The sequence below is a fragment of the Paenibacillus sp. Soil787 genome (genome assembly GCF_001429545.1).
Lineage (GTDB): Bacteria > Bacillota > Bacilli > Paenibacillales > NBRC-103111 > Paenibacillus_E.
Map to the genome: position 1 here is coordinate 104,124 of NZ_LMSP01000005.1, position 25,857 is coordinate 129,980.

At 37.5% G+C, this 25,857-nt stretch carries 25 protein-coding genes; 23 read left to right on the top strand and 2 right to left on the bottom strand.

Annotated elements, in window-relative coordinates; translation table 11 throughout:
- The first annotated feature begins 85 nt into the window (after window positions 1-85).
- The 10 genes from ASG93_RS08355 to ASG93_RS08400 all read left to right on the top strand — a co-directional run bounded on the left by ASG93_RS08355 (window position 86) and on the right by ASG93_RS08400 (window position 15,414).
- A complete protein-coding gene (locus ASG93_RS08355) occupies window positions 86-3,841 on the top strand; it encodes a sigma-70 family RNA polymerase sigma factor (RefSeq protein ID WP_056830768.1) in 3,756 nt (1,251 codons plus the stop codon).
- An 831-nt stretch (window positions 3,842-4,672) separates the two neighbouring features.
- The gene (locus ASG93_RS08360) at window positions 4,673-4,858 is read left to right on the top strand and encodes a hypothetical protein (protein WP_056830770.1); all 186 of its coding nucleotides are present in this window, start codon (window positions 4,673-4,675) and stop codon (window positions 4,856-4,858) included.
- A 56-nt stretch (window positions 4,859-4,914) separates the two neighbouring features.
- Window positions 4,915-5,727, top strand: coding sequence for a ParB/RepB/Spo0J family partition protein (locus tag ASG93_RS08365; protein WP_056830772.1), 813 nt, complete (start codon window positions 4,915-4,917; stop codon window positions 5,725-5,727).
- A gap of 161 nt (window positions 5,728-5,888) precedes the next feature.
- Window positions 5,889-7,088, top strand: a complete 1,200-nt coding sequence (gene dcm / locus ASG93_RS08370; protein ID WP_056830885.1) for a DNA (cytosine-5-)-methyltransferase — start codon at window positions 5,889-5,891, stop codon at window positions 7,086-7,088.
- 86 nt (window positions 7,089-7,174) lie between these two features.
- The gene (locus tag ASG93_RS37130; RefSeq protein WP_056830774.1) at window positions 7,175-7,627 is read left to right on the top strand and encodes a zinc-ribbon domain-containing protein; all 453 of its coding nucleotides are present in this window, start codon (window positions 7,175-7,177) and stop codon (window positions 7,625-7,627) included.
- Window positions 7,628-7,996: 369 nt separating this feature from the next.
- Window positions 7,997-9,556, top strand: a complete 1,560-nt coding sequence (locus ASG93_RS08380) for an AAA family ATPase (protein ID WP_056830776.1) — start codon at window positions 7,997-7,999, stop codon at window positions 9,554-9,556.
- Window positions 9,534-10,850 (top strand): LlaJI family restriction endonuclease, encoded by a 1,317-nt coding sequence (locus tag ASG93_RS08385; protein ID WP_056830778.1) that lies wholly within the window; start codon window positions 9,534-9,536, stop codon window positions 10,848-10,850. Before ASG93_RS08380 ends, ASG93_RS08385 begins: the two co-directional genes overlap by 23 nt.
- Window positions 10,851-10,940: 90 nt before the next feature.
- Window positions 10,941-11,915: a type II restriction endonuclease gene (locus ASG93_RS08390; RefSeq protein WP_056830780.1), complete on the top strand. Its 975-nt coding sequence runs from the start codon at window positions 10,941-10,943 to the stop codon at window positions 11,913-11,915.
- 234 nt (window positions 11,916-12,149) lie between these two features.
- Window positions 12,150-14,411, top strand: a complete 2,262-nt coding sequence (locus tag ASG93_RS08395) for a restriction endonuclease-like protein (protein WP_235550783.1) — start codon at window positions 12,150-12,152, stop codon at window positions 14,409-14,411.
- Window positions 14,412-14,433: 22 nt separating this feature from the next.
- Complete coding sequence (locus ASG93_RS08400) at window positions 14,434-15,414, top strand: restriction endonuclease (protein WP_235550784.1); 981 nt, start codon at window positions 14,434-14,436, stop codon at window positions 15,412-15,414.
- Between the two features lie 63 nt (window positions 15,415-15,477).
- Here the strand turns inward: ASG93_RS08400 and ASG93_RS33985 are convergent, their stop codons facing one another.
- Complete coding sequence (locus ASG93_RS33985) at window positions 15,478-15,702, bottom strand: helix-turn-helix domain-containing protein (protein ID WP_082614788.1); 225 nt, start codon at window positions 15,700-15,702, stop codon at window positions 15,478-15,480.
- 298 nt (window positions 15,703-16,000) lie between these two features.
- Here ASG93_RS33985 and ASG93_RS08405 point away from each other — a divergent pair, with 298 nt between their 5' ends.
- Both ASG93_RS08405 and ASG93_RS08410 read left to right on the top strand, forming a co-directional pair.
- Complete coding sequence (locus ASG93_RS08405; protein ID WP_056830782.1) at window positions 16,001-16,576, top strand: DUF3238 domain-containing protein; 576 nt, start codon at window positions 16,001-16,003, stop codon at window positions 16,574-16,576.
- A gap of 151 nt (window positions 16,577-16,727) precedes the next feature.
- On the top strand, window positions 16,728-17,177 hold the full coding sequence (locus tag ASG93_RS08410; RefSeq protein WP_056830784.1) for a DUF6843 domain-containing protein: 450 nt from the start codon (window positions 16,728-16,730) through the stop codon (window positions 17,175-17,177).
- A 269-nt stretch (window positions 17,178-17,446) separates the two neighbouring features.
- Here ASG93_RS08410 and ASG93_RS34940 read toward each other — a convergent pair whose 3' ends face one another.
- Complete coding sequence (locus ASG93_RS34940) at window positions 17,447-17,608, bottom strand: YvrJ family protein (protein WP_156410849.1); 162 nt, start codon at window positions 17,606-17,608, stop codon at window positions 17,447-17,449.
- Between the two features lie 249 nt (window positions 17,609-17,857).
- Between ASG93_RS34940 and ASG93_RS37135 the strand changes: the two genes are divergently transcribed.
- The 11 genes from ASG93_RS37135 to ASG93_RS08465 all read left to right on the top strand — a co-directional run bounded on the left by ASG93_RS37135 (window position 17,858) and on the right by ASG93_RS08465 (window position 25,857).
- The gene (locus tag ASG93_RS37135) at window positions 17,858-18,100 is read left to right on the top strand and encodes a sigma factor-like helix-turn-helix DNA-binding protein (RefSeq protein WP_414858851.1); all 243 of its coding nucleotides are present in this window, start codon (window positions 17,858-17,860) and stop codon (window positions 18,098-18,100) included.
- Complete coding sequence (locus ASG93_RS08425) at window positions 18,055-18,273, top strand: helix-turn-helix domain-containing protein (RefSeq protein ID WP_056830790.1); 219 nt, start codon at window positions 18,055-18,057, stop codon at window positions 18,271-18,273. Before ASG93_RS37135 ends, ASG93_RS08425 begins: the two co-directional genes overlap by 46 nt.
- A 360-nt stretch (window positions 18,274-18,633) precedes the next feature.
- Window positions 18,634-18,903 carry a hypothetical protein gene (locus ASG93_RS08430; RefSeq protein WP_056830793.1) on the top strand — a complete coding sequence of 90 codons (270 nt, stop codon included), beginning with the start codon at window positions 18,634-18,636 and terminating at the stop codon, window positions 18,901-18,903.
- The gene (locus tag ASG93_RS08435; protein ID WP_056830795.1) at window positions 18,900-19,082 is read left to right on the top strand and encodes a hypothetical protein; all 183 of its coding nucleotides are present in this window, start codon (window positions 18,900-18,902) and stop codon (window positions 19,080-19,082) included. The genes ASG93_RS08430 and ASG93_RS08435 overlap by 4 nt, the downstream gene beginning before the upstream one ends.
- 239 nt (window positions 19,083-19,321) lie before the next feature.
- A complete protein-coding gene (locus ASG93_RS08440) occupies window positions 19,322-19,600 on the top strand; it encodes a type II toxin-antitoxin system Phd/YefM family antitoxin (RefSeq protein WP_056830797.1) in 279 nt (92 codons plus the stop codon).
- 336 nt (window positions 19,601-19,936) lie between these two features.
- The gene (locus tag ASG93_RS08445) at window positions 19,937-20,383 is read left to right on the top strand and encodes a hypothetical protein (RefSeq protein ID WP_056830799.1); all 447 of its coding nucleotides are present in this window, start codon (window positions 19,937-19,939) and stop codon (window positions 20,381-20,383) included.
- A 227-nt stretch (window positions 20,384-20,610) separates the two neighbouring features.
- A complete protein-coding gene (locus tag ASG93_RS36930; protein WP_321166677.1) occupies window positions 20,611-20,754 on the top strand; it encodes a hypothetical protein in 144 nt (47 codons plus the stop codon).
- A 652-nt stretch (window positions 20,755-21,406) separates the two neighbouring features.
- Window positions 21,407-22,318, top strand: coding sequence for a sulfate adenylyltransferase subunit CysD (gene cysD / locus ASG93_RS08450; RefSeq protein WP_082614793.1), 912 nt, complete (start codon window positions 21,407-21,409; stop codon window positions 22,316-22,318).
- A gap of 1 nt (window position 22,319) precedes the next feature.
- Window positions 22,320-24,059 (top strand): GTP-binding protein, encoded by a 1,740-nt coding sequence (locus ASG93_RS08455; protein ID WP_056830801.1) that lies wholly within the window; start codon window positions 22,320-22,322, stop codon window positions 24,057-24,059.
- 194 nt (window positions 24,060-24,253) lie between these two features.
- Window positions 24,254-25,084 carry a vWA domain-containing protein gene (locus tag ASG93_RS08460; RefSeq protein WP_200984463.1) on the top strand — a complete coding sequence of 277 codons (831 nt, stop codon included), beginning with the start codon at window positions 24,254-24,256 and terminating at the stop codon, window positions 25,082-25,084.
- A gap of 11 nt (window positions 25,085-25,095) precedes the next feature.
- On the top strand, window positions 25,096-25,857 hold the full coding sequence (locus tag ASG93_RS08465) for a protein phosphatase 2C domain-containing protein (RefSeq protein WP_056830804.1): 762 nt from the start codon (window positions 25,096-25,098) through the stop codon (window positions 25,855-25,857).

Below are 25,857 nucleotides of genomic sequence, written 5' to 3' on the forward strand. Positions count from 1 at the left end.
TTGTGGTTTTTTGGTAGGAAAAAACATTCTTCTGTCGAATTTATAAGACAAACAAACAGTTAATTGCAGTAAGGGATGAATAAACATGAGCTATAATAAAAAGTCAGGTCCGTGTTACAGTAACGTAAGCTTAATAAAAAAGGCTATTTATCAAAGTAGAAATGGTATGTTACCGTTCCCAGATATCGTACTCTATTTAAAACTTAATTGGAGTTACGAATCTGCTATTAGTATGAGTACAGATAAATTGGTTGAGATGGCGTTATATGCTCCGAAATCTTTTTTTCATGAGAACGAAAACGGTTTATGGGAAGCAAAGAAACAGATCGATAATAACCTAGACTTCATTATAGATTATGTAACCAAATTGCATCGTCCTTTCCAATTAAAAGAAGTGATTAAAAAATTCAGTATTAATGATGAACTTAAGATATTCGAACAAGATTTATTAAGTGATATTCGGTTTACTCAGATTCAAGATACCCCATATTTGATGTTATCGAAATGGGAACTGATGAATGATCTTGTATATGAGTATATGCAGAGAAATGAAATTGGGTATATAAAGCAAGAGGAAGCAACAAAATTAGTCGTTAATGAGTATGATCTTGATGAAGAAATGATTATTTTTGCTCCGAATATCGACAAAAGGTTTAGTGTGAAGGGTAAGTATATGTACATCGTTATAGAGGTGCAAGTAGATATTGCAAATACAATTATTGCTGTTCCAGAAGAAATAAAAGAGGAAGTAGCAAGGAAAAGTGCTGAGATACTACGTTTTATTCAGTCTGTTAGTGAAGATATTAGAACAAAGGATTTAATTCCAGCGGTATTTAATGTCAAAGCGAACGACTCAAAATTCTCAATTTACTACGAGGCGATTGAAGAATTCTTAGATACCTTTTCAGAGCTGAGCTGTTTAACAAAGGGAAGATGGATATTTAATCATTCCGTCGCTACAATTGAATTAGAAAATAAGACTTCGAGTTGGAAATATGCTATTTATGGCTCAGTGCCGGTTATTCAGAATATAAATGAACTACAACAACTTGAGAGTCAGCAAATACATAACGATCTGCCAGAGCAAGGATCAACAATAACTGAAGAAAACAATGTATTGAAGCAAATTGGTTATCATACCATTTCTTATTATGAAAGAATAAAGGGATACTTTAGTACTCCATCAGAATTGGTAACCTCTTTCAATAGTATGAATCAAAGTATTGGTTTAATTAACGCGGAAGTAGATGGCTTTAAATACGAGTGGCGGTGGAGAAATCAAGAGGGGGCATATTACTTTTATGGCGACGGAGTAGTAGACTTTTTTTCGGACTATTTAATTGAGGTTGGACAACGATTAAAGTTGCGTTGGTTAAATGAAATTAGTGTTGGAGTCGATTTACTTGGAGAAGATGAACGTTATGCCACTGAGCAAAATAGGTATTTAGATATTGGTAGGTTAGTTGAAGAAAGTAAATCAGTAAATAAGTCTATTTACACCATTATGTGCGAGGTTTTGGCAACTTACCCATCTGGAATGCATTGGACGCAATTATTGGATAGTGTCAATGAGATAAGAACGACTACCAAAAATACCGTATATAATTTACTTGGCAAGAATGATTGCTTTGAATCTGTGAAAGATAAAAAAGGTTACTGGAGATTAATTATAAGTAAGCTCTCTCGCTATTATGTAGACGAAGAGGGCAATGAAATTGAAGAAGATTTTTCGCAGAATAATGCTGATAGTAATTCGGCAATTAAACTTAATATTCCAGAAAAAGACAGTGCAATAACTGAAAAATATATAATTCAGAAAGTTAAATCAGCAGAAGGGCAAAATCGAATAACCGAGTCCGGATTCTCAGAGAAATCTAAATATCAAGACCTGTATGATTGGAACGATCAATACGAAGTTCCACCCCTATGGGAGAAGTTTCCCCAATGGGCTGAAGAGCAGAAGAATCTGAGGTATGAAGCGGAAATAGAAGAAGTCGATGATGACACTGAAAAATTAAAACTGATCACAGATGCATATTCAAAGTTACTGGTGCGATATGCAAAATCTAGATCAACCTACTCAATTGAACGAATGGATTTAGTACAAGAAGGGTTCTTTGGTATTCTAAGAGGGATGCAAACCTACAAGCATTATAAAGGCGGCTCTTTAGCTAATCATCTTGGTCAATGGGTATTTAGCAAAATATCTAGGCATTTAACCGATTCAAGAACTTTAATCAGATATCCTGCTCATATGGTAGAAAGTGTACATAAGTATGAAAAATTATATTCAGAGACATTGTTATTAGAAAACAGAAAGCCGACTATCCAAGAATTGAAGAAAGCTTTAATAAAGAGAAGTGTGCCCCAGTTAGCTGTTGCAAGAAATATTGATTACATTTCTTTTGAACAATTATGGTTAAATAATGATTTACGATCATCAAAAAAGCTTGATCATTGGTTGGTCGCAGAGTACATCGATGATAAGTCGGGAAAACACCACTATTATGAGAGAACGAAGGCTCAATTAATAAGATCATTGGATGACCTTACTAATGCGATTGAATGTAGTACAAATGAAGACGGATTGCTTGATAATTCATTTGAAGATCACATAGTGAAAAGAGAACTTCGGAGAAAGCTGTCTGATTTATTAGAAGCTTTGCCGGTAAAAGAGCAAAATGTAGTTCGATTAAGATATGGTTTTGACGACGGAATGGAAAGAACTTTAGAAGAAGTGGGTAAAGTTTTTGGCTTAACAAGAGAAAGAATTCGACAGATTGAGCTTAAGGCACTAAGGAGAATGAAAAACTTAGGAAAGAAACTAGAGTTACAAATCTTTATCCAGGATGATATATTAGAAGTGCAGACGAGAATATTTAATGATGCAAAGAACAAAGAAGATGGATGCTTAAATGAAAGTAATTTTGAGGAAATTGTAGATGAAATTGCGGAAGTGGCAGAAGAAGCAACAGAAGACGTAAAGGAAACAGTAGAAAAAGCTTCAGAAGAAGCGTTCGAGAAACAAATTGAAGCAAAAGACATCGATTTGAAAAGTGATGATAATTGGGCGCACGAAATAAATAAGGAATCGTTAAATCATGCAGTCGAAACCACTCAAGCATATGACATAACTGATTACTTATGTGGACTTAAGGTAATTGACAATAGAAAAAAAGGCGGGGCTCTATGGGTTATTGGAGGTGTAGAGCTAACAACGTTTTTTGATCAACTCATATTAAAAGGAATAGTCTTCCGTTATTCAGCCAGTGGTGGAAAAGCTACAAATCACAAACCTGCATGGTGGGTAAAAGAAGAAGTTAAACAACGTAAAGTTGAAAACAGTAAAGCGAGCAATACAAATTTAAGAACTAATCCTAGTTTTGATTTGGATCCTCGTAAACCAGAAGAAGGCGGATTTACGGAATTATCCAATACAAATTTTAAAATTACAAATACCACTGAAAGTATTACAATATTAGTTGATAATATTTCGAGTAGTAAAGTAAATCTGATTTCATTAATTCATAAGAATAAGTTAGTGGAGAATAAGTATTTAAAAGTAAAATATAACGAGGTTAATAAATCTTACTACCATTTTGATGCTGATGATTTATCTTTATTAAGCATAGAGTTTCCGGATTTGAAACCGCACAAAGTGGGTTCAATAAATTATTGGGCTGATAAAATCATATATAAATTATATGAACTTATTGATAATGGTCTTTTAAAGATAAAGGTACTGCATGAGGACAAGATTGTAACATTAAATTTTATGTGGTTGGGAGCTCCTAAAAAAGACCCCTTGCATTCAATGTTTAATACAAAAAGGACCAATTAATTTTATTAACATCCTAGACTGAAAAAAAGGGAAAAGGGTGGGTATCCAGAACAAGGTCCTGAATTACCAAAAGGTAATAATAGCGGCGTAGATATAGGTAACCATGGGGCCATGTTTAAGAGGCGTATGACGCCGTGTGCGTCACGTAGTTCTCGATCACTTGGTAGTTGTTCTGCTGACTAAGTTGGTCTCCTTTACTTACATGACATGCCTTAAGTAGATTCATTATGACTTATCACAAATCGAATTCTTTTTCATCACGCTACTACCATACCCACACCTTTAACTGAAACAGCTTATCTCTTCTAGATTTTCTGCAAAACTTTGTGGTAAGATAATTTTTGTTTAATACAGATTAGTGAAACAGAGCTATAAAATTTCCGCAAAATATGATATAGGTTTTTCGGATAAGATAGCATCGGTCAAAGAAACCTCCTGAGAAAGCTCGCAGGAGGTTTCTTTGTTTTAAACAAAAGAGTGTCGATCTTTATAAATAAGCATTACCCTTCTCTCAGTTTAAAGTTTATGAGTTAGGACTGTTAATGAAATACTTATTTGTGACTGTTGTTTTTTAGTATTTAATTTCGTTTAGAATTGAATATGTGATATGGTATGAGTAAAAGTCATCAAATTATCGTAATAGAGGTTAACAATCTGATATTGGGATTTGGAAAACCTAGATGTCTTACACAATTCTCCTTAGGAGTTTGAATTTGTTATATAGTTAAGGGTTAATAAGTAACTAGTTATTTTAAATCTGTGTCAATGAGGGGATCGTTTAGGTTGGTATAGTTATATTGATTATCATATTGTTTGAATGGAGGTTCTATTTTGGAAAAGGTAAAGCCAGCAATTGATGAGGTTATTTTCTCGATAGGGAAGTTAAATGAAGTTCTAGCAATGACAGATAGTAGTAGTTTGAAATTAATATTTAGTAATTACCCCCTTGAAGCAAAACCGCGGGAAATGTTTCAAAAATTAATAGACTGGCGAATCATGTTAGATTCATATGAGTAATATTTTTTTCCTTACTAAATGACCATTTAAGATAACACAAAGAGAAGAGGAAAGGTATGCGATTTTTCTCTAATAAAAAGGAAGTTAATAACGAAAAAATAACTTATATTAGCCCTGAAAAAATAATAGCAGACAAGAACCAGCCAAGGAAAACATTTGATGAGGAAGAATTGGTCCAACTTGCACAATCTATTAAAACGCATGGAATCATTCAACCTATCATTGTTAGACCAATAAATGGGGCATACCAGATTATTGCAGGAGAAAGAAGATGGCGGGCCTCGATGAAATTGGAATTGCCGGAAATTCCAGTTATTATTCGAGATACAGATGATCTACAAACTAGGTTCCTTGCAATTATAGAAAATTTACAAAGAGAAGACCTCACTTCGATAGAGGAGGCAAGGGCATTTAAAGCGTTAATTGATTTGTATGGTTTAACACAAGAAAGCCTATCCCAACGCCTTGGGATAGCTCAGTCAACAATAGGTAATAAATTAAGATTTCTGCATTTACCGGAACCCGTTCAACAAGCAATTTTAGAAAAAAAAGTTCATGATCGCCAAGCGCGTGCATTATTGACATTAAAATCAGAAGAACTTCAACTCAAGGTAATGGATGAGATTATAACAAAAAATCTAAATACTAGAGAAACAGAATCTAGGGTTAAAGAGCTTTTGAAGGTAGAGGAAGTTAAACCAAGGCCAAGAATGTACCGGTTTTCTAAAGATTATCGTTTAGCCCTGAACACAATACGCGAATCTTTTCTGCTAGTTACTAAAAATGGTCTTAAACTCGAAGTATCAGAACAGGAAGACAATGATGAATTTACTTTTGTAATTAAGGTTCCTAAAAAGAATAAATCCTAGTGTTTTAATTAGGATGACCAATTGATTCGAGGTTATTTTTTATGTCATTAGTACACAAAGTACTTCGCAAAAATAAACAATCACAAAATGGAATACGAACAGGTATTCCATTTTGTGATTGTTTGTGATAAAATGAGGACAAAATGTCCTCGAGGTGTACCATGGAATTTGCGGCAGAGAAAATCAAAATGAAACGTGAAAGACTGGGAATGACACAAAAAGAGATGGCCGATGTAATTGGACTTGGCAAATATGGTGATCGAACAATTAGAAGATGGGAAAACTCAGAATCAAATCCATCAGAAGTTGAATTGAAATTTATTATGGAGTTATCAGAGGAACCGCGCTATGCGAATCCTCCATTGGAAAAAGCAAGATTTAAAACTATTGACTTATTCGCGGGAATTGGTGGAATTCGGCTTGCATTTCACAAATTAGGTAGCTATACTGTGTTTTCTTCAGAGTGGGATAAATTCTCCCAAAAAACGTATAAAGCAAACTTTGGAGAAGTACCTCACGGTGATATTACGAAAGTAGACGAGAAAGATATTCAAGATCACGATATCCTACTTGCAGGATTCCCGTGCCAACCATTCTCACAGGCAGGATTAAAAAAAGGTTTTGAAGATACACGCGGTACACTTTTTCATGACATTGCAAGAATTATTGCAGAAAAGCGTCCGAAAGCATTTCTACTTGAAAATGTAAAACAACTTTATGGACACGATAAAGGTAGAACTTTCCGGAAAATTAAAAGTGTCCTTGAAGATTTAGAGTATTCAGTAGATGAAAGTGTTCTTAGAGCAGCGGATTTTGGTGTACCACAAAATAGAGAGCGCATTTATATTGTTGGTTTTGATAAAAGGAGGGGAGGAGAAGACGTAATGAATAATTTTGAGTTTCCAACCCCTCCCAAAACTAAAACTAGAGTCGGAGATATACTTGAAAAAAGAGATGAAACGTATTTTGAAAAATATACAATTTCTAATAAATTATATGAAGGACATGTACGTCGAAAGGAAATGCATCAGAAAAAGGGTAACGGGTTTGGATTTAGTATGTTTAATGAACATAGTGAGTATACCAACACCATTAGTGCAAGATATTATAAGGACGGTAGTGAGATTCTAATCGAGCAGCCAGGTAAAAATCCTCGAAAGTTAACACCAACTGAATGTGCTAGATTGCAAGGGTTTCCTGACGATTTTGTAATTCCGGTCTCAGATTCTCAAGCATACCGTCAATTTGGAAATTCAGTCGCGGTTCCTGTTATTGAAGAAATAGCAAAAGAGATGCTGAAAGCGATGAGTGAGAGAAAGATGCTAATATTGGAGAGCGAAGAAAACGTAGTTCTAGCATAGTGTTTAAAGACAGCCATGCGGGCTGTCTTATCTTTTTTTATTTGTTATATAGTTATATTCTATTATTCTAGTTTGGAGTGAAAACAATGAGGCGACCGGACTATCTAGTACAACTTCATAAAAACAGTCCGAGCCTAGCAAGTGTGCCTTTTGATTTCGTGCTTCAATGGCATCCATTGCTAAATGGTGATCTAGCACCGGAACAACTAAAGCCACAGTCAAACAGAAAAGTTTGGTGGATATGTAGTCTAGGACATGAATGGAAGGCAGCGGTACAGCGTCGTTTTTTAGGTGACGATTGCCCATTTTGTAGCGGAAAAAAAGTAACTGAGCATACATGTTTAATGAATAAGAATCCCAAGCTTGCAGAAGAGTGGGATTTTCGGAAAAATGGAGATTTAACCCCAGAAAATGTATTGCCAGGAAGTACAAAAAAAGTTTGGTGGTCTTGCGTTCACGGGCATCAATGGCAGTCTAGGATTGATCATAGGAATAATGGTTCTGGATGTCCTCAGTGTAGGGGGAGGGGACGGAAGTAAGCAGGTAATCTAATCACTCATACATCTTAGTGGATATATATAATGGCAATTGATTCTTAGTATTTAAGAGAATCGATTGCCTATTTTTTTATAGTTTCATAAATTTTAATAGTAGGTACAAAGATTGCAAAATTGATTTAAATGGAGTATTTCACTAATCATAATTAATCTTTTATGAATTATGAAATATATGTTTCCAAAAGGAAGCTATGTTATTATTTGAAAAAGAGGTATATAGTCCTATATGTCGAAAATAACGTACTGTTAGAAACGTAATAATGAATTGAATATTAAATGGATTTTACTTACAGATATAATTCGGGATGCGAATAATTCTGAAATACTAACAATTACCGGGGGAAGCGCTATATGTTATTAAGAAATCTAAACCATCTTGCAAATGAATCAAGAAATAGATATTTAACTGAATATATTAACGAAGACAGAAAATTAAGCCAACAGTTCAAAGACGCATATTCGCGGATTGCAAACAATGGAGTAACTACTATCCGCTTTCTTGATTATTCGGCCGAACTAAAAAATGTTAAAACTATATTTTTGCCTAATCAGTGGTTTTTTATCGCAGCATACATGGCAGAGTATGTTTCTGAACTAATTAAATATAAAATAGCACTTGAAGAAATATTTTCTTCCAAGAATACTGGAACTTCTAAGGATAAGCTTCCTGCATTTAAAAATCAAACATTAAATTCGGTATTTTTAAATGCAATTTCGGATTATTTTCAAGGTGAGACTGAACAAGTTGATTTTATGAGTAAATTTATTACTGAATATGATTGGTGGAATGGATCTAAAACAATAGATCGGCACGATTTTTATCTTTCTCCTGTTCTGAGTCTACTCGGGGTTGTTGCCGTATCACAAAGTTACATAGCAGATATAGCTTCGCTTTATGCGAATAATAGTGTCTTGAAGACAGAAGCAATTGCATTAATAGATCAACTGCCATCTAACCCTGTTGCTAATCTTAGCGTAAGTGCACCAGGAATAGCCGCGGTTACAGGAGGGAAAAATTTAATTGTTTATGGAGCACCTGGGACCGGAAAAAGTCATTTTTTAGAGAATAATTCTACTGTATTAAAAGAAAATGTAACAAGGATAACGTTTCATCCCGAATATACTTATTACGATTTTATAGGAAGTTATAAACCTGTCACAATTTACCGAAAAATAGATGGGACTTTTTCGGAAGAGCCAATGGGTGAGCCGTTAATCGATTATAAATTCATACCTGGTCCGTTTACTTTAGCACTTGAGAATGCACTGGAAAAAACAGGGGAAATGCATATGTTGTTAATTGAAGAAATTAACCGAGCAAATGCAGCTGCAGTGTTTGGTGATTTATTCCAACTCTTGGACAGGAATGATGCAGGGGAAAGTGTTTATCGTATTAAAAGTGACAGTCATATTTTAAAATATTTAAAAAGAAGAGAAATTTTCATTCCATCAAACTTACATCTATTCGCTACAATGAATAGCGCAGATCAAGGTGTTTATGTTCTTGATTCAGCTTTTAAAAGAAGATGGAATTTTATGTACATGCCGATTCAATTTACAGCCTCTACCAAACATTTCGATGAACTAGTCAGTTATGAAGGATCGCATGTTCCTTGGTGGAGATTTGTAACTGCAATTAATAAGAAGCTAGGTCAACTTAACATTAATGAAGATAAACATATCGGACCTTATTTTATGAAACCTGGGGAACCTTCTAAACCAGAAAATATTGCATCTAAACTCTTGATATATCTATGGGATGATGTTGTACGTTACCATCGAAAAGAGTTTTTCGCTCCAGTCACGACATTTGCAGAGCTTGTACAGAAATATTATGACGATGGGGATATTATTCCATCTCTTGAATTGAATGATGGAAGAGTAGTAGATGATTCCGATGATGAAGAATAAAAAATATGTGAATTTTGAAGTAGCAGAGCATCAATACAAATTGAAGATTAAATGTTTTGTTGAGCTGCTTAGTTACAATGAAGATGAAGTTGCAGGGATAGACTTTCAGTCACTGATAAATCTAGGCTATTGTAAACTAAAACGAAGCCAATATTCATTCCACCTTATTGGTTTTTTTATGGCTGGTTCTACACTTGTTGTTATTTTTCCAAAAGGTTATCGTCTCCCAACGGACTATTCAGAAGTGTTAAGCCACATAAAAATATTGGCTGGGGCTCTTTTTAGGTATAAAGAAGAAGGTAATATTGATCCTGAAGAAGCAGAGTTACTCTCCGGTGCAGAGTTTGGAGGGAGATCTAACATTGCTTCAGCACTCTGGCTTATGAGAGATTACATTAATTATGGTTTTATTAAACGGGAATTAAAAGTTCAAAGAGTTAAAAATGGAGCAACTGTTGACTGGGCGCGAACTGTAAAAACTATGGATCCGTATGTCATAAATAATAGACCGGTCTATCTTGACTATGTTGTTAGAGAAAAAAGTAACGATTACTTTAATAGACTTGTACAATTACATCAATATGCGGTAAAAGAAAGCTTTCAATCATATGGATGGATGCTTAATCAGAATGATATTAATGCAGATCTATTAGATTCTGAAATGCCTTTTAGCGAAAGAGAGATTGGGGTTATTTTACATGACGAATTATCAGTAACTAATTCGGATCGAGAGATTATTTTGATTCGAACTTTGCAACGATTTTTATTAGGATCGGAAAATCAAAACAAATCCGACAGCTTGGATACTTTTGCGACACCTTACTTTCACAACGTTTGGGAAAAAGTTTGTGGAGTACTATTTAAAAATGAATATCATAAGTTAAAACATCTCATACCTAACCCTGTATGGAAATGGTCAAGTAGCAATAAGAACAAATCTACTGTACAAATACCTGATATTTTATTTCGAGATGATGGGGTCTTGTATATTCTTGATGCTAAATATTATGATACTTCAAGAAATTTACCAGGATGGCATGATCTTGTCAAACAGTATTTCTATGCATATTCTTTAAAAGATATCGAATCATCATATGTTAATGTAATGGTATTTCCGACCATTAAAGATGATCTGTTATCATACGAGGGTTTCTCAATTGTAGAAGACAGACATGATTTGGGTAGGATTGAAGCTGTAAGTTTGAACACACATCATGCACTTAAGAGTTATTCGTTGTATAGAGAGTGTGACTTAAGAGAGTTTTTAAAACAAGTCTTGTCACAAAATAACTAATAATTCTTGTGAAGACTAATTACTGATTAAAAGTTATTATTGAAAATCTGGGACTATAGGTATAGTCGCATGATGTGAAAAGGAGTTCCTATGGATATTAATGAATATAAATCTAAAGTAATACCAAAATTGCGTAAAAGACATATAGAAACTTCTGCAGAAATGATAAATGAAGCTATGCAAGTTTATGGCTTTGATATTAAACCACAATCATATTTTCTAAATAATTCATCTGATTTTATCATGACTATGCGAGATATACTTTGGAATAACTTTAGAAATGCTGAAAAAAAATTCAATGCTGCTGCTACAACTGCTCTATTTGATAATCCGCAGTTAATGGAACAGCTAAATACACTTTTATATGATGTGAGTTTAGATGATAAACAAAAATTAGTTAATATAGTTACAGGTTTCTCTAGTAATTATGAAGAACATTTGTTTGAATTAAATAAAAGTAATACTAATTCAAGGAGGTCAAGAGCAGGGAAAGAATTTGAAGGTTTATTAAAAAAAATCTTAATTAAATCTAATATATCCTTCGATGATCAAGGAGCAGTTGGAACCAAAAAATTTAGTGAAGGTGGTCTCAGTAAGATAGTTGATTATGTGGTTCCTGGGGTTTTAGAGTATGGAATTGAAAAGACTCATTGTGCTTTGATATCGATGAAAACATCACTAAGAGAACGTTGGCAGGAGGTGCCTGAAGAATTAAGTAGAACAGGTGCACATTTTATGTACTTATTCACATTAGATCGCGATATATCGAATGAGGTAATAACAAGTTTGTCTGAGCACAAAATTTATCTTGTTGTTTTAGATGTACATAAGAATGACTATTACTCATCAGACAATAGAATATATGGATTATCAGAATTACTTACTGAATTGAAGCGATTAACAGAATATTGGCAAGAGCGAACAAAGCAGAGTGTATTTACCCAATCTAAATCTAATTATATTCAAGCTAAGATTGACTTATTTGAGAGAAGATATAAAAAAACACGATTAGAATATGAGAAAACCTTCTATCAAGATAGATTAGACCATTTCAGAAATTTATAAACTGCTTTGAGTCTTATACTGCTACGATCATCAGAAAACGATGAACAAATATAATGAGTGACTTCGGAAACCATCTGACGTCGCTCTTTATTATTTCTCAAGCAAAATATCTTCGTTATCTTATGTATAATCTTAATCGCATCAATATTTCGAACTTCAAGAAATTGTTCTAACACTGCCGTTTTATCAAAACCATTGGATGTGAATCTCCATCGTAATGTGGATGAGGAGTGGGTGGATGCCCATTTTCACGCTGCGTCGCTGGTGGATTCGTTGGTCATAGATTCTATTTCTGTTTTCTCTCATGAACACAGGGCGATGACAAGTTGGAGTTCAGGTGATATGTGTTCGCCGACTTTTTATGAAACGCAGGCCTACGAACTGGTCATTGAAAAGAAGGCGGATATCACCTTAACCTTTTACCACGATAATATCCATGTGAGACAGGCGATTAAGCCGCTGGGGAAGATGATTTTATCAGGGATTCTTAATTTTCAAAATGAAGTGGGACTCTCTGAACTTGAGATTCGATTGAATGGTGAGGCTATTTTTCGACTCCAGTTAGAGATTTTTCCATCGAAAATCGATTATAAGAACGACTACCAGATGATCCTTAACGATGTTAATGAACAGATTTATAATCTTTCTTTTGACTTTCTGCGGAAAACGTATAACCTGACAGGGTTAAAAGAAACGAATCATCAGAGTTTGACGGAGTATTTTACCATATTGCAGCATGTATTTACGCAGCTTGTGCAGGCTGTTGAGAGAATCAAGCTATCGCCACATTCTAAGCTTCAAAGCGAGAATCGCCTGGTAGATGCTGCACATGTGAAAAGAGCCGGAAAAGAGAACATTGCCTTCCTAGCCAAGCGCCCACATCTATTAGCCAAGGATCCGGTGAACGGGGTTATTGAGGTAGAGGGCCAGCGATATACACCGACTCATTTGCTTGAGACTAGACGCCATGTTCATTATGATACGGCTGAGAATCGCTTCGTAAAATGGGTGCTTGTACGCATTGGGCAGAAGCTTAAGGATGTTAAAACGCGTTTAGCTCAAAAAAGTCGTGTGGAAGATCCTAATCTTACGAAGAAGCTTAATCTTATGCAGAGTCAGGTGCAGCGGTTGTTGCAGCATGATTTTTTGGATGTTGGCGAGATGAGGCAGCTGTCTATTTCTCTGGTTTTGCAAATGGCATCTGGTTACCGAGAGGTATACCGGTATTATTTAATGCTGTTAAAAGGTTTGTCGATTCAGAATGATCTTTTCCGATTATCGATGAAAGATTTGGCTCAGCTCTATGAATACTGGTGTTTCTTGAAGATTCACCATCTATTAAGCAAAAAGTATGAGCTGCTCAAACAAGATATTATCAAAATCAATCGGAGTGGGCTGTTCGTCACATTGGATAAGTCTCAGCAGGCTAAGATGGTGTATAAAAACCCGCTCAATGGCGAGATTTTTACGCTGTATTATAATTCGTTGCCCAAAGATGATCGCAGTAGTCCAACCTTGTCTCAGCGGCCAGATAATGTCCTGACTTTGAAAAAGAACGACGCCGCGGCGGAGTATAAATACATTTTCGATGCTAAGTATCGGATTAATCCTGCCTATGAGGGTACGCCATACTTCGAGAGGTACCGGATGCCGGGGCCGGAAGAGGATGATATCAATACGATGCACCGCTATCGGGATGCGATTGTGTATTCGGAGGGGCAGGGGAAAGAGTACGAGCGGAGCATGTTTGGGGCGTATGTGTTGTTTCCCTATCATGATGAGGAGCGGTTCCAGCAGCATAAGTTCTATAAAAGTGTGGAGCTCATTAATATTGGGGCTTTTCCATTTTTGCCGAATTCGACGAGCTTGATGGAGAAGTTCCTGGACGAGATTATCACGGATAGTCCGGAGAAAGCCTATGAACGGACGACGAGGCCGCGAGGGACGAAGGAGTATTACGGGAATAAGTTGTCTGGGAAGAATGTGTTGGTTGGGACTTTGAGTAAGAAGCCGCAATTGGATGCTGCGTTGGAGCATGGATTTTACCATACGCCTTTGCGGAATATTACGGATCATAAGGTGTTGACGAGATTGGAATTCGTCGCTTTGTATCAGTCAATTCGTTTGTTTGGTGCGGATGAAGCGGGCATTTCGTGGTATGGAAAAGTGAAGGCGTGGAAGGTTGTTCCACGCTCTGAGATAACGGCGATTCCCTCTAGTCGAGGTGCGACGGATGAGCTTTATGTTGTTTTTGAGGTGGAGGAGTGGGTTAGAAGAGAGACGGCTATAATTCCCGCGGGGCATGGGATTTATCGAATTTTATATACGACGGGTTATATGCTTAGCAGGGCGAATGAGGTTTCCGAGTTGCGTTTGGAAACGGAAGAAGAGCTGCGCGAGTGGAGAGAAAAGCGACGTGCGGGTAAGGTTCGCGTGACGCTGGATCGGGAGCATTTGGATTTGGGTAGTGAGGTTTTGGGGATTGGTTTGGAGTAGAGGGGGGAGGAATCTATTACGTTTGAATAACGAATTAGGACAACTTATGAATCAAAGTTTTGTATTTCCATTTGCATTTATTGCAGCAAGTATCACAATATTTTCAGTAATAGGAGTTATTATTTACTATCGAGTCTTAAGTAACTGGGTACCAGAAAAGCTTGCAACTTTGATTTGGTTTCTAGGAGCCGTTTTCATCTTGTTTAAGTACGTGGATCATTACGATGGAATAAAGAATATGACTAAAAACTGGACTATAACAGGTATAATTATAGGGTTCATTGTTATTATTGTCTTGATTAGTGTTAGTGTAGTTGTAATACTGAGTAAGAAAAAAGGCATGGTAAGGAAATCTAAAAATAAATATAGTAGCTCCAGTAAATCGCAACAGCCACGAATGTTACAAAATAGATCAGACGATGAAATCTTGAATAGTTCATTTGATCGGTTATCAGGAGCAGAGTTCGAACGTTTGCTTGCGCTATACTTTCGTGATCAAGGCTATAAGGTTCATGAGGTAGGTGTGGGAGGTAATGATGGTGGAGTAGACCTTGTTATTATTGACCAACGCGGCGAAAGAACGGCAGTGCAAGCAAAATGCTACGCTGATCATAACAAAGTAGGGGTACAGATCGTGCGGGAATTGGTCGGGGCAAAGAGGAATCATGGTTGCATTCTTTCCCTATTAATCACTACATCAGACCTAACGGAACCAGCGAAAAAGGAAGCGGATCAGTTCAAAGTTGATTACTGGCATGGAGCAGTATTGGAACAGAAATTAAAAGCATGGGGGAAATGGCAACCAACCAATAAAAGCTTGAAAGCACAACCTGAAAAACAGATAGCTCGGGCGGAAATACAAAGGTCTCAAGCACAAGTGTCTTCTTCGAGAGAAGCGATTTGTTCATGTGGAGCCCCTATGGTTTTGAGAAAAGGCAGAGAGGGAAAGCAATTTTATGGTTGTACTACATTCCCTAAATGCAGACATACGAAGTCATTATAAAATTGGAACCCTAGGAGCTTAACGCTTCTAGGGTTTTATCAATGTTTATTTCGCTTGAGTTGTCTATTCATCAACTTCAACCAAATCAATAATCTCCCGTATATCCTGTATTTCCAGCGCCTCAGCAACCCTCTCAATATGGCTAAAATTAATATTCTCCCGTTTCCCATTTGCCAACTCACTTAGCGCGGCATGCCTAACATCCGACAGCCTGGATAATTCACGCAAGGAGATGTTGCGCTTTTTAGTAAGTTCACGGCTAGATTTATTGCTTTTTAAATGCGTCAATCTGGCCGCGAAATTGACATATTTATTGGTGTTAGATTATATCGAACGATGCTCTATTAAAAGAAGTTAAAACAAGCCGACATCAATACAGTAAAATTGTCGGCATGTATTGAACTAAATCGTTCTATTGGCACTTTTGGAGTTTTTTAGAAAGCGGTTGTAAAGCAGAAGATATATTCTCCTTTAATAATGAAGCAAGGTGATTAAATAAAAGAGATAAAGAAGATTTGGACGTCCGTTATCTCATAGTTCAATCATCTATGTTTTCTAGCCTAAATTTAAGGGAGATGAGTTTACGATGGCAAATATTGTAGAAGTTCGTGTTGCAGCATTTATTGATAATGATTGGATTTTCTTCTCAAGTAATTCAAGTTTTCATTATTATTTTGAAGGTAACAATCGTGGTTTCACTTACTACACTGAAAATCAACCAAGTTTATTCAAAATGGCACAGCATGCAGTTGTGAACTTTAGTTCTAAGACGGTTCAAGTTTACAATGCAGTAGGTCCAACAAGACAGAAATCGGTAAACTTTGTAACTGGCGAAACGACTTATCAAGCAGGACAAACAGACACAAGTAAGATGAATTCGAATTGGTCGTTTAACTCAGCTGGTACTGAAGCATCTATTTGGATGCGTGGTGCTTCTTCAAATCCTCAAGTTAATTTATCACCTGATATTGATTGGGATTACAATATTAAAGTAAAACAAAATGGCGAAGTATCTGTTCAAGGATACCATGACGGGTATCCTAACCATGAAATTTACAAACGTGTTGATTCAGGTACTCCTATTGAGATTTATAGATTCAATAAACAGACTGTATTATCTTTAGCCGCACCAATGGAGCATTCCATGAATATTACAAACTAGTCTTTTAAAGAGACCTTACGTCAGGTAGACATATTCTACTTTACGCAAGGTCCCTTTTTATATGGAAAAATTTGCACATTAACATAAATTGCATTAAGCTAAAATATATAAAAATTGGAAAAATAAATTAAATTAGAAAGAAGGGATAGTTATGAAGAAGATGCTAGGAATTACATTTGTAGTTGCAGTGCTTGTTTGTCTTGTAGTAGGGGCATTATTTATTTCAAATAAATCAGATAATCCAACTAATAAATTTTTATTACCAAAGGATTATACAGGGTGGGTAGAAGTAACATTCGCCCAAACAGATTCTACAGCATTAAAAAATGAAGGAAATAATATTATATTTGAAGTCCCTCCATCTGGAAAAATAAAGACTTCAAGTAAAAACGTAACGGGTCCCATGAGATTTTATTATGTTGATGAAAAGGGCACACAAAAAGAAATTCCTACTAATGTGGAAATGATTCATGGTGTCTCTACTAGTTCCGCAACAATAGGAAAAGCAGATGGCAAATCAGAAGATATAACAGAAAAACTTAGCTTTTATGTAGGTACAAAAGAACAGTGGGATCAAGTAAGACCTTCCAAGGAACCATAAGTCCTGCATCTTAACTAAAAGTAAAAGGAGCCCTCAGGGGCAATGTCATTAGGATAAGGCGCAAGGCCAAAAATCAAGAAAAAGAGCAGGTTATCGAAAAGATAGCCCGCTCTTTTTTTGTACGAAAAATAGAAATGGACTGGACAAACAGGTGGAAATGTGTGGCGAAGCCCCTTAAAAAACGAGGAGGTTACGCCAATGAATGAGTACGCGAATTCGTTAAAAAAAACGCTGACATCCCTCATACGAGAAATGTCAGCAGCACCTCCTTAGTCCTTTGATATTTTTTTAATTAACTCTGTAATTACTAATTCGATTCTATCTAACCGCTTTTGTACATTGAGCAATACAAAAAAAGTCACAGAGATAGGAAAGCCTAGGTCAGTTACGATTTTAACGATTTGACTGGCATCTAGAATAGTAGTATCCATTGTGACTAACCTCCTTATCTTACTAGTAAAAAATTTATTAGATTAAACAACCGTAAGGAATTTACAAAAAATCCTTAATTTACGTCCAATAGACATTATATGTTGTAAAAAATGTATTAATTTTACTTACTAAGTGAGAGGAGAAGTAGAGGGGGATGGTGAGTGGCAAATGAGTTTCCATTAATAGAACAATGTCGGCAAGTGTTAAGAAGATTTGCGTGGCGAATGCAGTATAGGGCTCGAAAACAGATGAATCATGAACTTTTATCGATAGACCTTAATTATGCCCAAAAAACGGAGGGGAATCTGAACATCTACGTTGTTGAATTAGTTCAAAGCATCCAGTCCGAGAAGGGCCGCTACGTCATTAAAAGGATTTACTTAGACGGCTTGAATGAAAAAGAAGTAGCTAATGAACTTCAAATATCTCAACAGGCGGTGAGTAAATGGAAAAAGAAAGGCTTGGAGACTATGAGGAGGCAAGGGTTTTAGAAGATTTATTACAAAAGGCGCAGGGTGGTGATAAAGGAAGTATCGAGATCATCTTGCAATATTTTGAGGAGGAAATTATATATCTTGCTAAATTTATTAAGATGCCAAAAGAGGATGCAATACAGACGTTGAAGTTGGAGTTGATTGAATATATCTTTCAAAAAAGCAAGTAGAAAACGGGTAAACTCGGGGAGAAGGGAGATGGGAAAGAATAATACTAACGTGGATTGGGAAGATAGGAGCAACCATTAAATGTATGCTTCTTTTTTTATTAACGTAAATATAAAATCAACCTTTTTCTTTGTCATTAAAGTTGGAAAAGTATTTATGGGCTTTTATTAAATTTGGACAAAGTCAGAGGGGAATTCTTCAATCTGAAGAAGTCATTAAAGGATATTGGGTTGGAGTAGGAAAAGGAATGATCTTTTTTCGACTAAATAATAAGATGTTAACGGTTGAAAACACTAATGCGTTTATTGCCATTGTGTAATATGGTATCGTAATCATATACATTCAAATAGGCGGTGATTATTATGGATGAAGTACGAACTACAGAAGACTTAATGGAACAGTTATCAAACATGAACAGAGAGAATTCTGTGCGCCAGGTCTTTATTCCTGGAAAAGGGAAATTTACAATTGTTCTACAAGAGGAAGATCCTAATTCCATTGCCACGGATATTGAATTAAATCCTTACCTAAAACAAATGATGAATGAGAGTATGGAAGCATATAAAGTAGGGCGAACAAAGTCCACATTAGAGTTACTAAAATCCTTATCTCCAAAGGATTTTAGTAAATGAAATCCAATCAGGTGATTTGGCCTGAACCCATTGTCGAGAAACTGCGTTCTTTTCGCAGCGAGCATTTTACCGGAAGAAACGTACGATTTTATAGTACAACTATTTTGGAGTCCGAGGATCTTCTTTTGAACCCAATCCTTGGCCGGGCTTATTTGTTGAAAATCCTAGGTGCCCTCTAGGGTTTATTACTTTCATTCAAGGCAATTTTCATTATCAACATCAACTAGATCAATAATCTCTCTAATATCTTCGATGTTATGACACTGGATCGGGAGCATTTGGATTTGGCGAGTTCAGTTTTGGGGATTGGGTTGGAGTAGGGGATCTAACAAATGTAGTAAAACACTTAAAGCAACCGATATGACGTTGTTATTTATCATAATTACGATAAAACAAGGATATGAAAGGAGGGGGAGATATGCCGCAAATTAGACCTGTATCCGATCTGCGAAATAATTTTGCTGAAATATCAAAAATTGTTCACGAAAGCCGCGAGCCCGTTTTTCTTACGAAGAATGGATATGGTGATATGGTTGTCATGAGTATTGAGCAATATGAGAGTATTCAGCTCGAGAATGAGATTTTTATAAAGTTGAAAGAAGCGGAACTCGAAGCGAAGAATTCAGATGTACGTTATAGCCACTCTGAGATTTTCGATAAAATAAAGAGCCAACTCAACAATGGAAAAGACATATAGAAGCAACACAAAGAACTGGTGGCTTAAAATCTCTTTGATCAAAAAAAGGTACAGTTTCTCAAATTATGAGGAGACGGTACCTTTTTTTCTGTATAATTAAGGTATCGAATTTTAGTGGGTGGATCCAACTCAAAAACTCTTATTGATTGAGCAATTAGGCATTAATGAAAACAAACAGTAACTACACTTAGAGGAGCCGCGCTGATGGAAAAGAAGTATAGGTTAAGCTATGGAGCAACTAATTTAATCTAATTAACTGAACTAGATGTTGTGGGGAAATATTACAGTTATTATTTTCCCTTTTTGCCTAATTCGACGAGCTTAATGGAGAAGTTCTTGGACGAGATTATCATGGATAGTCCGGAGAAAGCCTATGAGCGGACGACTAGGCCGCGTGGGACGAAGGAGTATTATGGGAATAAGTTGTCTGGAAAAAATGTATTGGTTGGGGCTTTGAGGGAAGTCTCCCAGCTTGAGATGGCGCTGAAGTATAAATTCTATCATGTGCCACTAGAGATTATCTCAGACCATAAGCTATTAACACAGATAGAGTACATAGCACTCTATCAATCACTTAAGGAGTTCCGATCTTCAGGTGAAGTAGGGATTCATTGGATTGGCAAAGTACTTGACTGGAAGGTAGTGAAGCGCAAGGAGATTATTGAACGACCAGCGAGACGTGGTACCGAGGAAAAGCTGTATGTGAAGTTTACGGTGGAGAGATGGTTAAAGCGGGAAAAGCCGATTGTTCCTGGTGGTCTTGAGAGACCGAGGAGGACTTGATGGGTGGCGTGAGCAGCGACGCTTGGGGCGTGTAAAAGTGGAGTTAGATCATAATCAGGTGGATTTGGCTGGAAATGTACTGGGGGTTAGGCTCTGGGAGTGAATGGTTGAATCGAGTTAGGATTGGAGCAGTTGGATATAGGTTTATCGTGTAACGGGATACAGTGATATGGAACAGTAAATATATGTTATACTAAATAAAACTGATATTGAAGGGGCTGTATGATATGAAATGGTCTGAAATTTGCAGCCATTTCCCCAGTCGATTTGTTTTAGTAGAAGCAATTAAAGCAGTTTCAAAGAATCGTTTACGTACGATTGAAGAAATGACAGTTGTAGAAGAATCCTATAAACGCTTGGGAAGGTTATAAAATCCACCATAAGGAGAATCCTGAGCGTGAATTTTATGTTTTTCATACCAGTAAAGAAGAAATTGAAGTTATTGAGGAATATTTCACAGGAATTCGAAAATCATGATGGAACTTAGACTTGAGAATGGTCTTCCGATAATTTCATTTTCGTTAGTCTATCAGGAACAAAAAATGAATATTGAATTTGATTAGACCCTGTCTTTAGGATAGGGTTGTTTGTTTTATTTAGACTATATTTTTTCCCTAGTGTAAAATATTAGTGATAAATGTGAAACTGGTGAGTAAAAGATTATTAGGGCTGTGGACTGATTGGGGACGCGAATTGTTGCGTCTCCAATATTTATATGAAGAAACTTTAATTCATTACGAGTAGAATTTAATGCTCGCATGGACAAAATGAACAGGGGTTAGACTCCCCAAGCTTCTCTGAACCCTCTCCATGCAGGCGAGACAAAGTGAACTTTAATGTGATTATTTCGAGAAAAAGTGACACTTTCGGAAAAAGTACGACAATGTTTCGAGGGAAATGATAAAAATATAGAGAATTTCACTTTCTTCCACTTTGCATTAAAGCTAGAATCTGATAGGATAGAAAGAAAGACGATAGATTTAGTAAGAATTAAAAGGAGGCACCTTTTCCATGGAAAAAATGATGCTTGATTCTATACAAGAAATGACGCATCTGGATCAACTCGAGGCTGAAGCGATTTATATTATACGAGAAGTAGCGGCGGAATGTGAAAATCCGGTGATGCTGTATTCGATCGGGAAGGATAGCTCCGTGATGCTGCATTTGGCGCTGAAAGCTTTTTATCCCGAGAAACCGCCATTTCCTTTCATGCATATTGATACAACGTGGAAGTTCAAAGAAATGATCGAATTCCGCGATCGCAAAGCGAAAGAATTTGGGATCGAAATGATTGTTCACTCGAATCAGGAAGGTATTGATCAAGGGATCAACCCAATGGATCATGGTTCCGCGTACACCGATATTATGAAAACTCAAGCATTGAAACAGGGATTGGACAAATACGGATTTACGGCTGCGTTCGGCGGTGGAAGACGTGACGAGGAAAAGTCACGTGCGAAAGAGCGGATTTTCTCGTTCCGGAATAAGAATCATGCATGGGATCCGAAAAACCAACGGCCGGAAATGTGGAAGCTTTTCAACACAAGAATTAATAAAGGAGAAAGCATCCGCGTCTTCCCAATATCCAATTGGACAGAAAAAGATATATGGCAATACATTCGAAGAGAAAACATTGATATTGTGCCTCTCTACTTTGCAAAAGAAAGACCCGTCGTCAATCGCGATGGACATATGGTCATGGTGGATGATGATCGGTTGAAACTCGAACCCCATGAAAAAGTTGAAATGAAGAAGATGCGGTTTCGCACATTAGGCTGCTATCCTCTTACTGGCGGTGCTGAGTCGGAGGCGGATACGATAGATGCCATTATCGAAGAAACGCTTGGTGCGGTATCATCCGAACGGACAACTCGGGTTATTGACCAAGAAGCGGCGGGAAGTATGGAAAGACGTAAACGGGAGGGTTATTTCTAAAATGAAAAGTCTGCTTAAATTTATTACTTGCGGAAGTGTAGACGACGGAAAATCCACCTTAATTGGACATATGCTTTATGAGGCCAAGCTATTATTCGCCGACCAGGAAAGAGCGCTAGAGCTTGATAGCAGACTGGGCAGCCGGGGCGGCAAAATTGACTATTCCTTGCTTCTAGATGGATTACTGGCCGAACGTGAACAAGGGATAACGATTGATGTGGCTTATCGGTATTTTACGACGGACCACCGTTCTTTCATTGTAGCGGACACGCCGGGACACGAAGAATATACACGTAACATGGCCGTTGGCGCATCCTTTGCGGATCTGGCTATCATTCTTGCGGACGCTACGAAAGGGGTTATTACCCAAACCAAGCGCCATACTCGGATTTGTGCACTCATGGGCATTAAACATCTTGTTTTGGCTGTAAACAAAATGGATTTAGTGAATTTTGATCCTAAGAAATTTGAGGCGATCAAACAAGAGTTCTCTCAATTGACCGCTGAGTTTCACTTTGAAAGCATTCAGGTGATCCCTGTTTCTGCGACAGAAGGGGATAACATTACGAAAAAATCAATCAATACCCCATGGTACGAGGGCCTTGCTTTGCTGCCGTATTTGGAAAATGTGGATGTTCATCAAACCGATGACACGAAGCAGTTTATGATGCCGATTCAGCGTGTATCTCGACCGGACCATACGTTCCGCGGTTTCCAAGGCCAGATTGAGGCAGGGACAATCGCGGTCGGCGATGAGCTGACGACGCTGCCTAGTCGTGAAAAAGCGAAAGTCAAACGTATCTTAGTGACAGACCAAGATCGTGATTCAGCACGTGCCGGACAACCGGTAACCATTCAATTGGATCGTGAAGTCGACGTTTCGCGGGGTTGTGTATTTACGAAAGATGATCAAATCCAAGAAGCTGATCGTTTTAGCGCTACGATTCTTTGGATGGATGATTCCGTACTGACTCCCGGTAAAAATTATTTGGTCAAAGTAGGAACGAAAGTACTGCCTGGTACCGTGACGGCAATTAACCATAAAATCGATATCAATACTGGAAAGACGGTTCCAGCCGATCACATTGTTAAAAATGAATTGGCAAAATGTGAATTTTCATTATCGGATAGTATCGTCTTTGATTCCTTTGAACAAAATAAAAGCATTGGCGGATTTATTCTGATCGATCGTGTAACCAATATGACATCCGCTTGCGGAGTCATTGACGAAGCCCTTCAAGGATCGGACAGTTTGGTAGGGCTAGATACGGAAATCAACAGAGATGTTCGTGCTCAGCAAAAAGGTCAAAATCCATTAACCCTCTGGTTCACCGGTACGGTTTCGGATAAATCAACGCTTGCGAAGGAAGTCGAAAAACGTTTGGTATCGACAGGCCACCATACCATGTTCCTGAGGAATGGCCAGGGAGAATCGTTGCAGCGATTAGCAGAAGTTGCAAAATTGATGAACGATGCGGGACTTATTGCTTTGGTATCGAATGATTCCCCGAACGTTAACGACCGAGAAACCGCGCGAGACATCATTGGCAAAGAATATATTGAAGTTTATGTAAATGGACCGCTTGCAGGCAGTTCGAGCACAAATGATACACCTGGGAACGCGGAAATCGAAATCGATACAAGCAAGTTTTCAATTGAAGAAGCTGCAAATTATGTAGTGAAACGAATTATCAGATATTTAATCAATGAGAGTAGTCGTGGGCAATTCCTTAATTTCTAATGCTTAAACAAATCGATGCAACGAAATAGTCTTTGAAAAATAGTATCCCTACATCACCGTGAATAGTGATGTAGGGATATTTTTTTTCTTCAAAAGTACAAATCTCCGTTCCTGCCGGAATATGATGGGAATATGTACAAAAAGGAGAGACTTTGAGCTCCGCTCAAAGATCCCTATATTAGGAGGAAAAAATCATGTATTCAGCAGAAATCAGCCGTTCAGATCCGTCTTGTTTTCTGTTTATTATTGACCAGTCCGGATCGATGTCCGACCCGTTCGGGGCTAGCTCAAAAGCTGGAAGTGTTTCCGATGCAATAAATCGTTTATTACAAAATCTTATTATAAAGTGTGCAAAGTCGGAAGGTATACGCGACTACTATCATGTTGGTGTGATAGGCTATGGCGCCAGCGTTGGGCCGGCATTCGGCGGTGTATTAGCCGGAAAGGAATTAGTGCCGATTAGTGAAATAGCAGATAATCCGTCAAGATTGGAAAAACGTCTGAAGAAAGTTCCGGATGGGGCAGGCGGGCTTGTCGATCAGCTTGTTAAGTTTCCTGTCTGGTTTGATCCTATCGCGAACGGCGGTACTCCAATGTGCCAGGCGTTGAATACAGCCCATCTCATCTTGAGTCAATGGATCAGTGAATACGCTCATTGTTTTCCCCCGGTGGTCATTCATATTACGGACGGAGAATCCACCGACGGTGATCCGACTGCTGCAATGGAACAAATAAGAGCACTAGCAACGGACGATGGAAATGTATTGCTGTTCAACTTGCATATATCCGGCATTCCAAGTGCGGATGAGGTGCGTTTTCCGGAAACCTCGGATGGACTGCCTGATCAATACTCCAGGATGCTCTACGAAGGCTCAAGTCTGCTGACACCATTTATGATCCGGGTGGCCAATCAGGAACATGAATTGAATCTTTCGGATGGAGCAAGGGGATTTGTATTAAATGCCGATCTAACCCTTGTGATCCAGGCGTTTGACATTGGAACGCGTCCCGCCAATCTTAGGTAGGGGGCGCTATAATGCAAATAGAAAACACATGTTTTTCATTGCCAAAGGCGGGAAACCGCAAAGATGAATATGAAGATGCCATTGGCAGCAGCATTTTTGTTAGTAAGGATACTGCGTATTATAGATTCGCCATAGCCGATGGGGCTAGTGAATCTTCGTTTGCCGACATATGGGCTGATTTGCTCGCAAGCGGTTATTGCAATGGCAAATTTGAAAGTAAACATATCGATAAATCCGTTTCCAAATTGTCAAAGGCTTGGAAGAGAAAACTAAATGCCAAAAACCTTCCCTGGTACGCTGAAGAGAAGCTAAAAAGCGGGGCGTTCTCTACATTAGCCGGAATCACTTATCGTTTGACGGATGCCTCAACCGCGGGGTTTGATGCAGTAGCGATCGGTGACAGCTGTATATTTCAAGTTCGGGGTGATAAAATTATCGCCTTTTTTCCTTTGAGCTCCGTCGATGATTTTCATAATAGGCCGGTTCTTATATCGAGTAACACAGCCAATAACACTCACCTTAACATGTTCGTTAAAAAATGGACCGGTACTGCCCAAACAGGAGACACCTTTTTGTTAATGACCGATGCCCTGGCATGCTGGATATTAACTCGTTACGAGGAAGACCCAAGCGTAATAAAGAAAATACAAGGGTTAGCCGGTGAACATGACTTCATAAATTTAGTTCAGTCCGAAAGGAAGTTAATTTGCCGCGACGGCGGCTTTTATCTAAGAAATGATGATGTTACATTAATTCGGGTAAATCTATTGTAA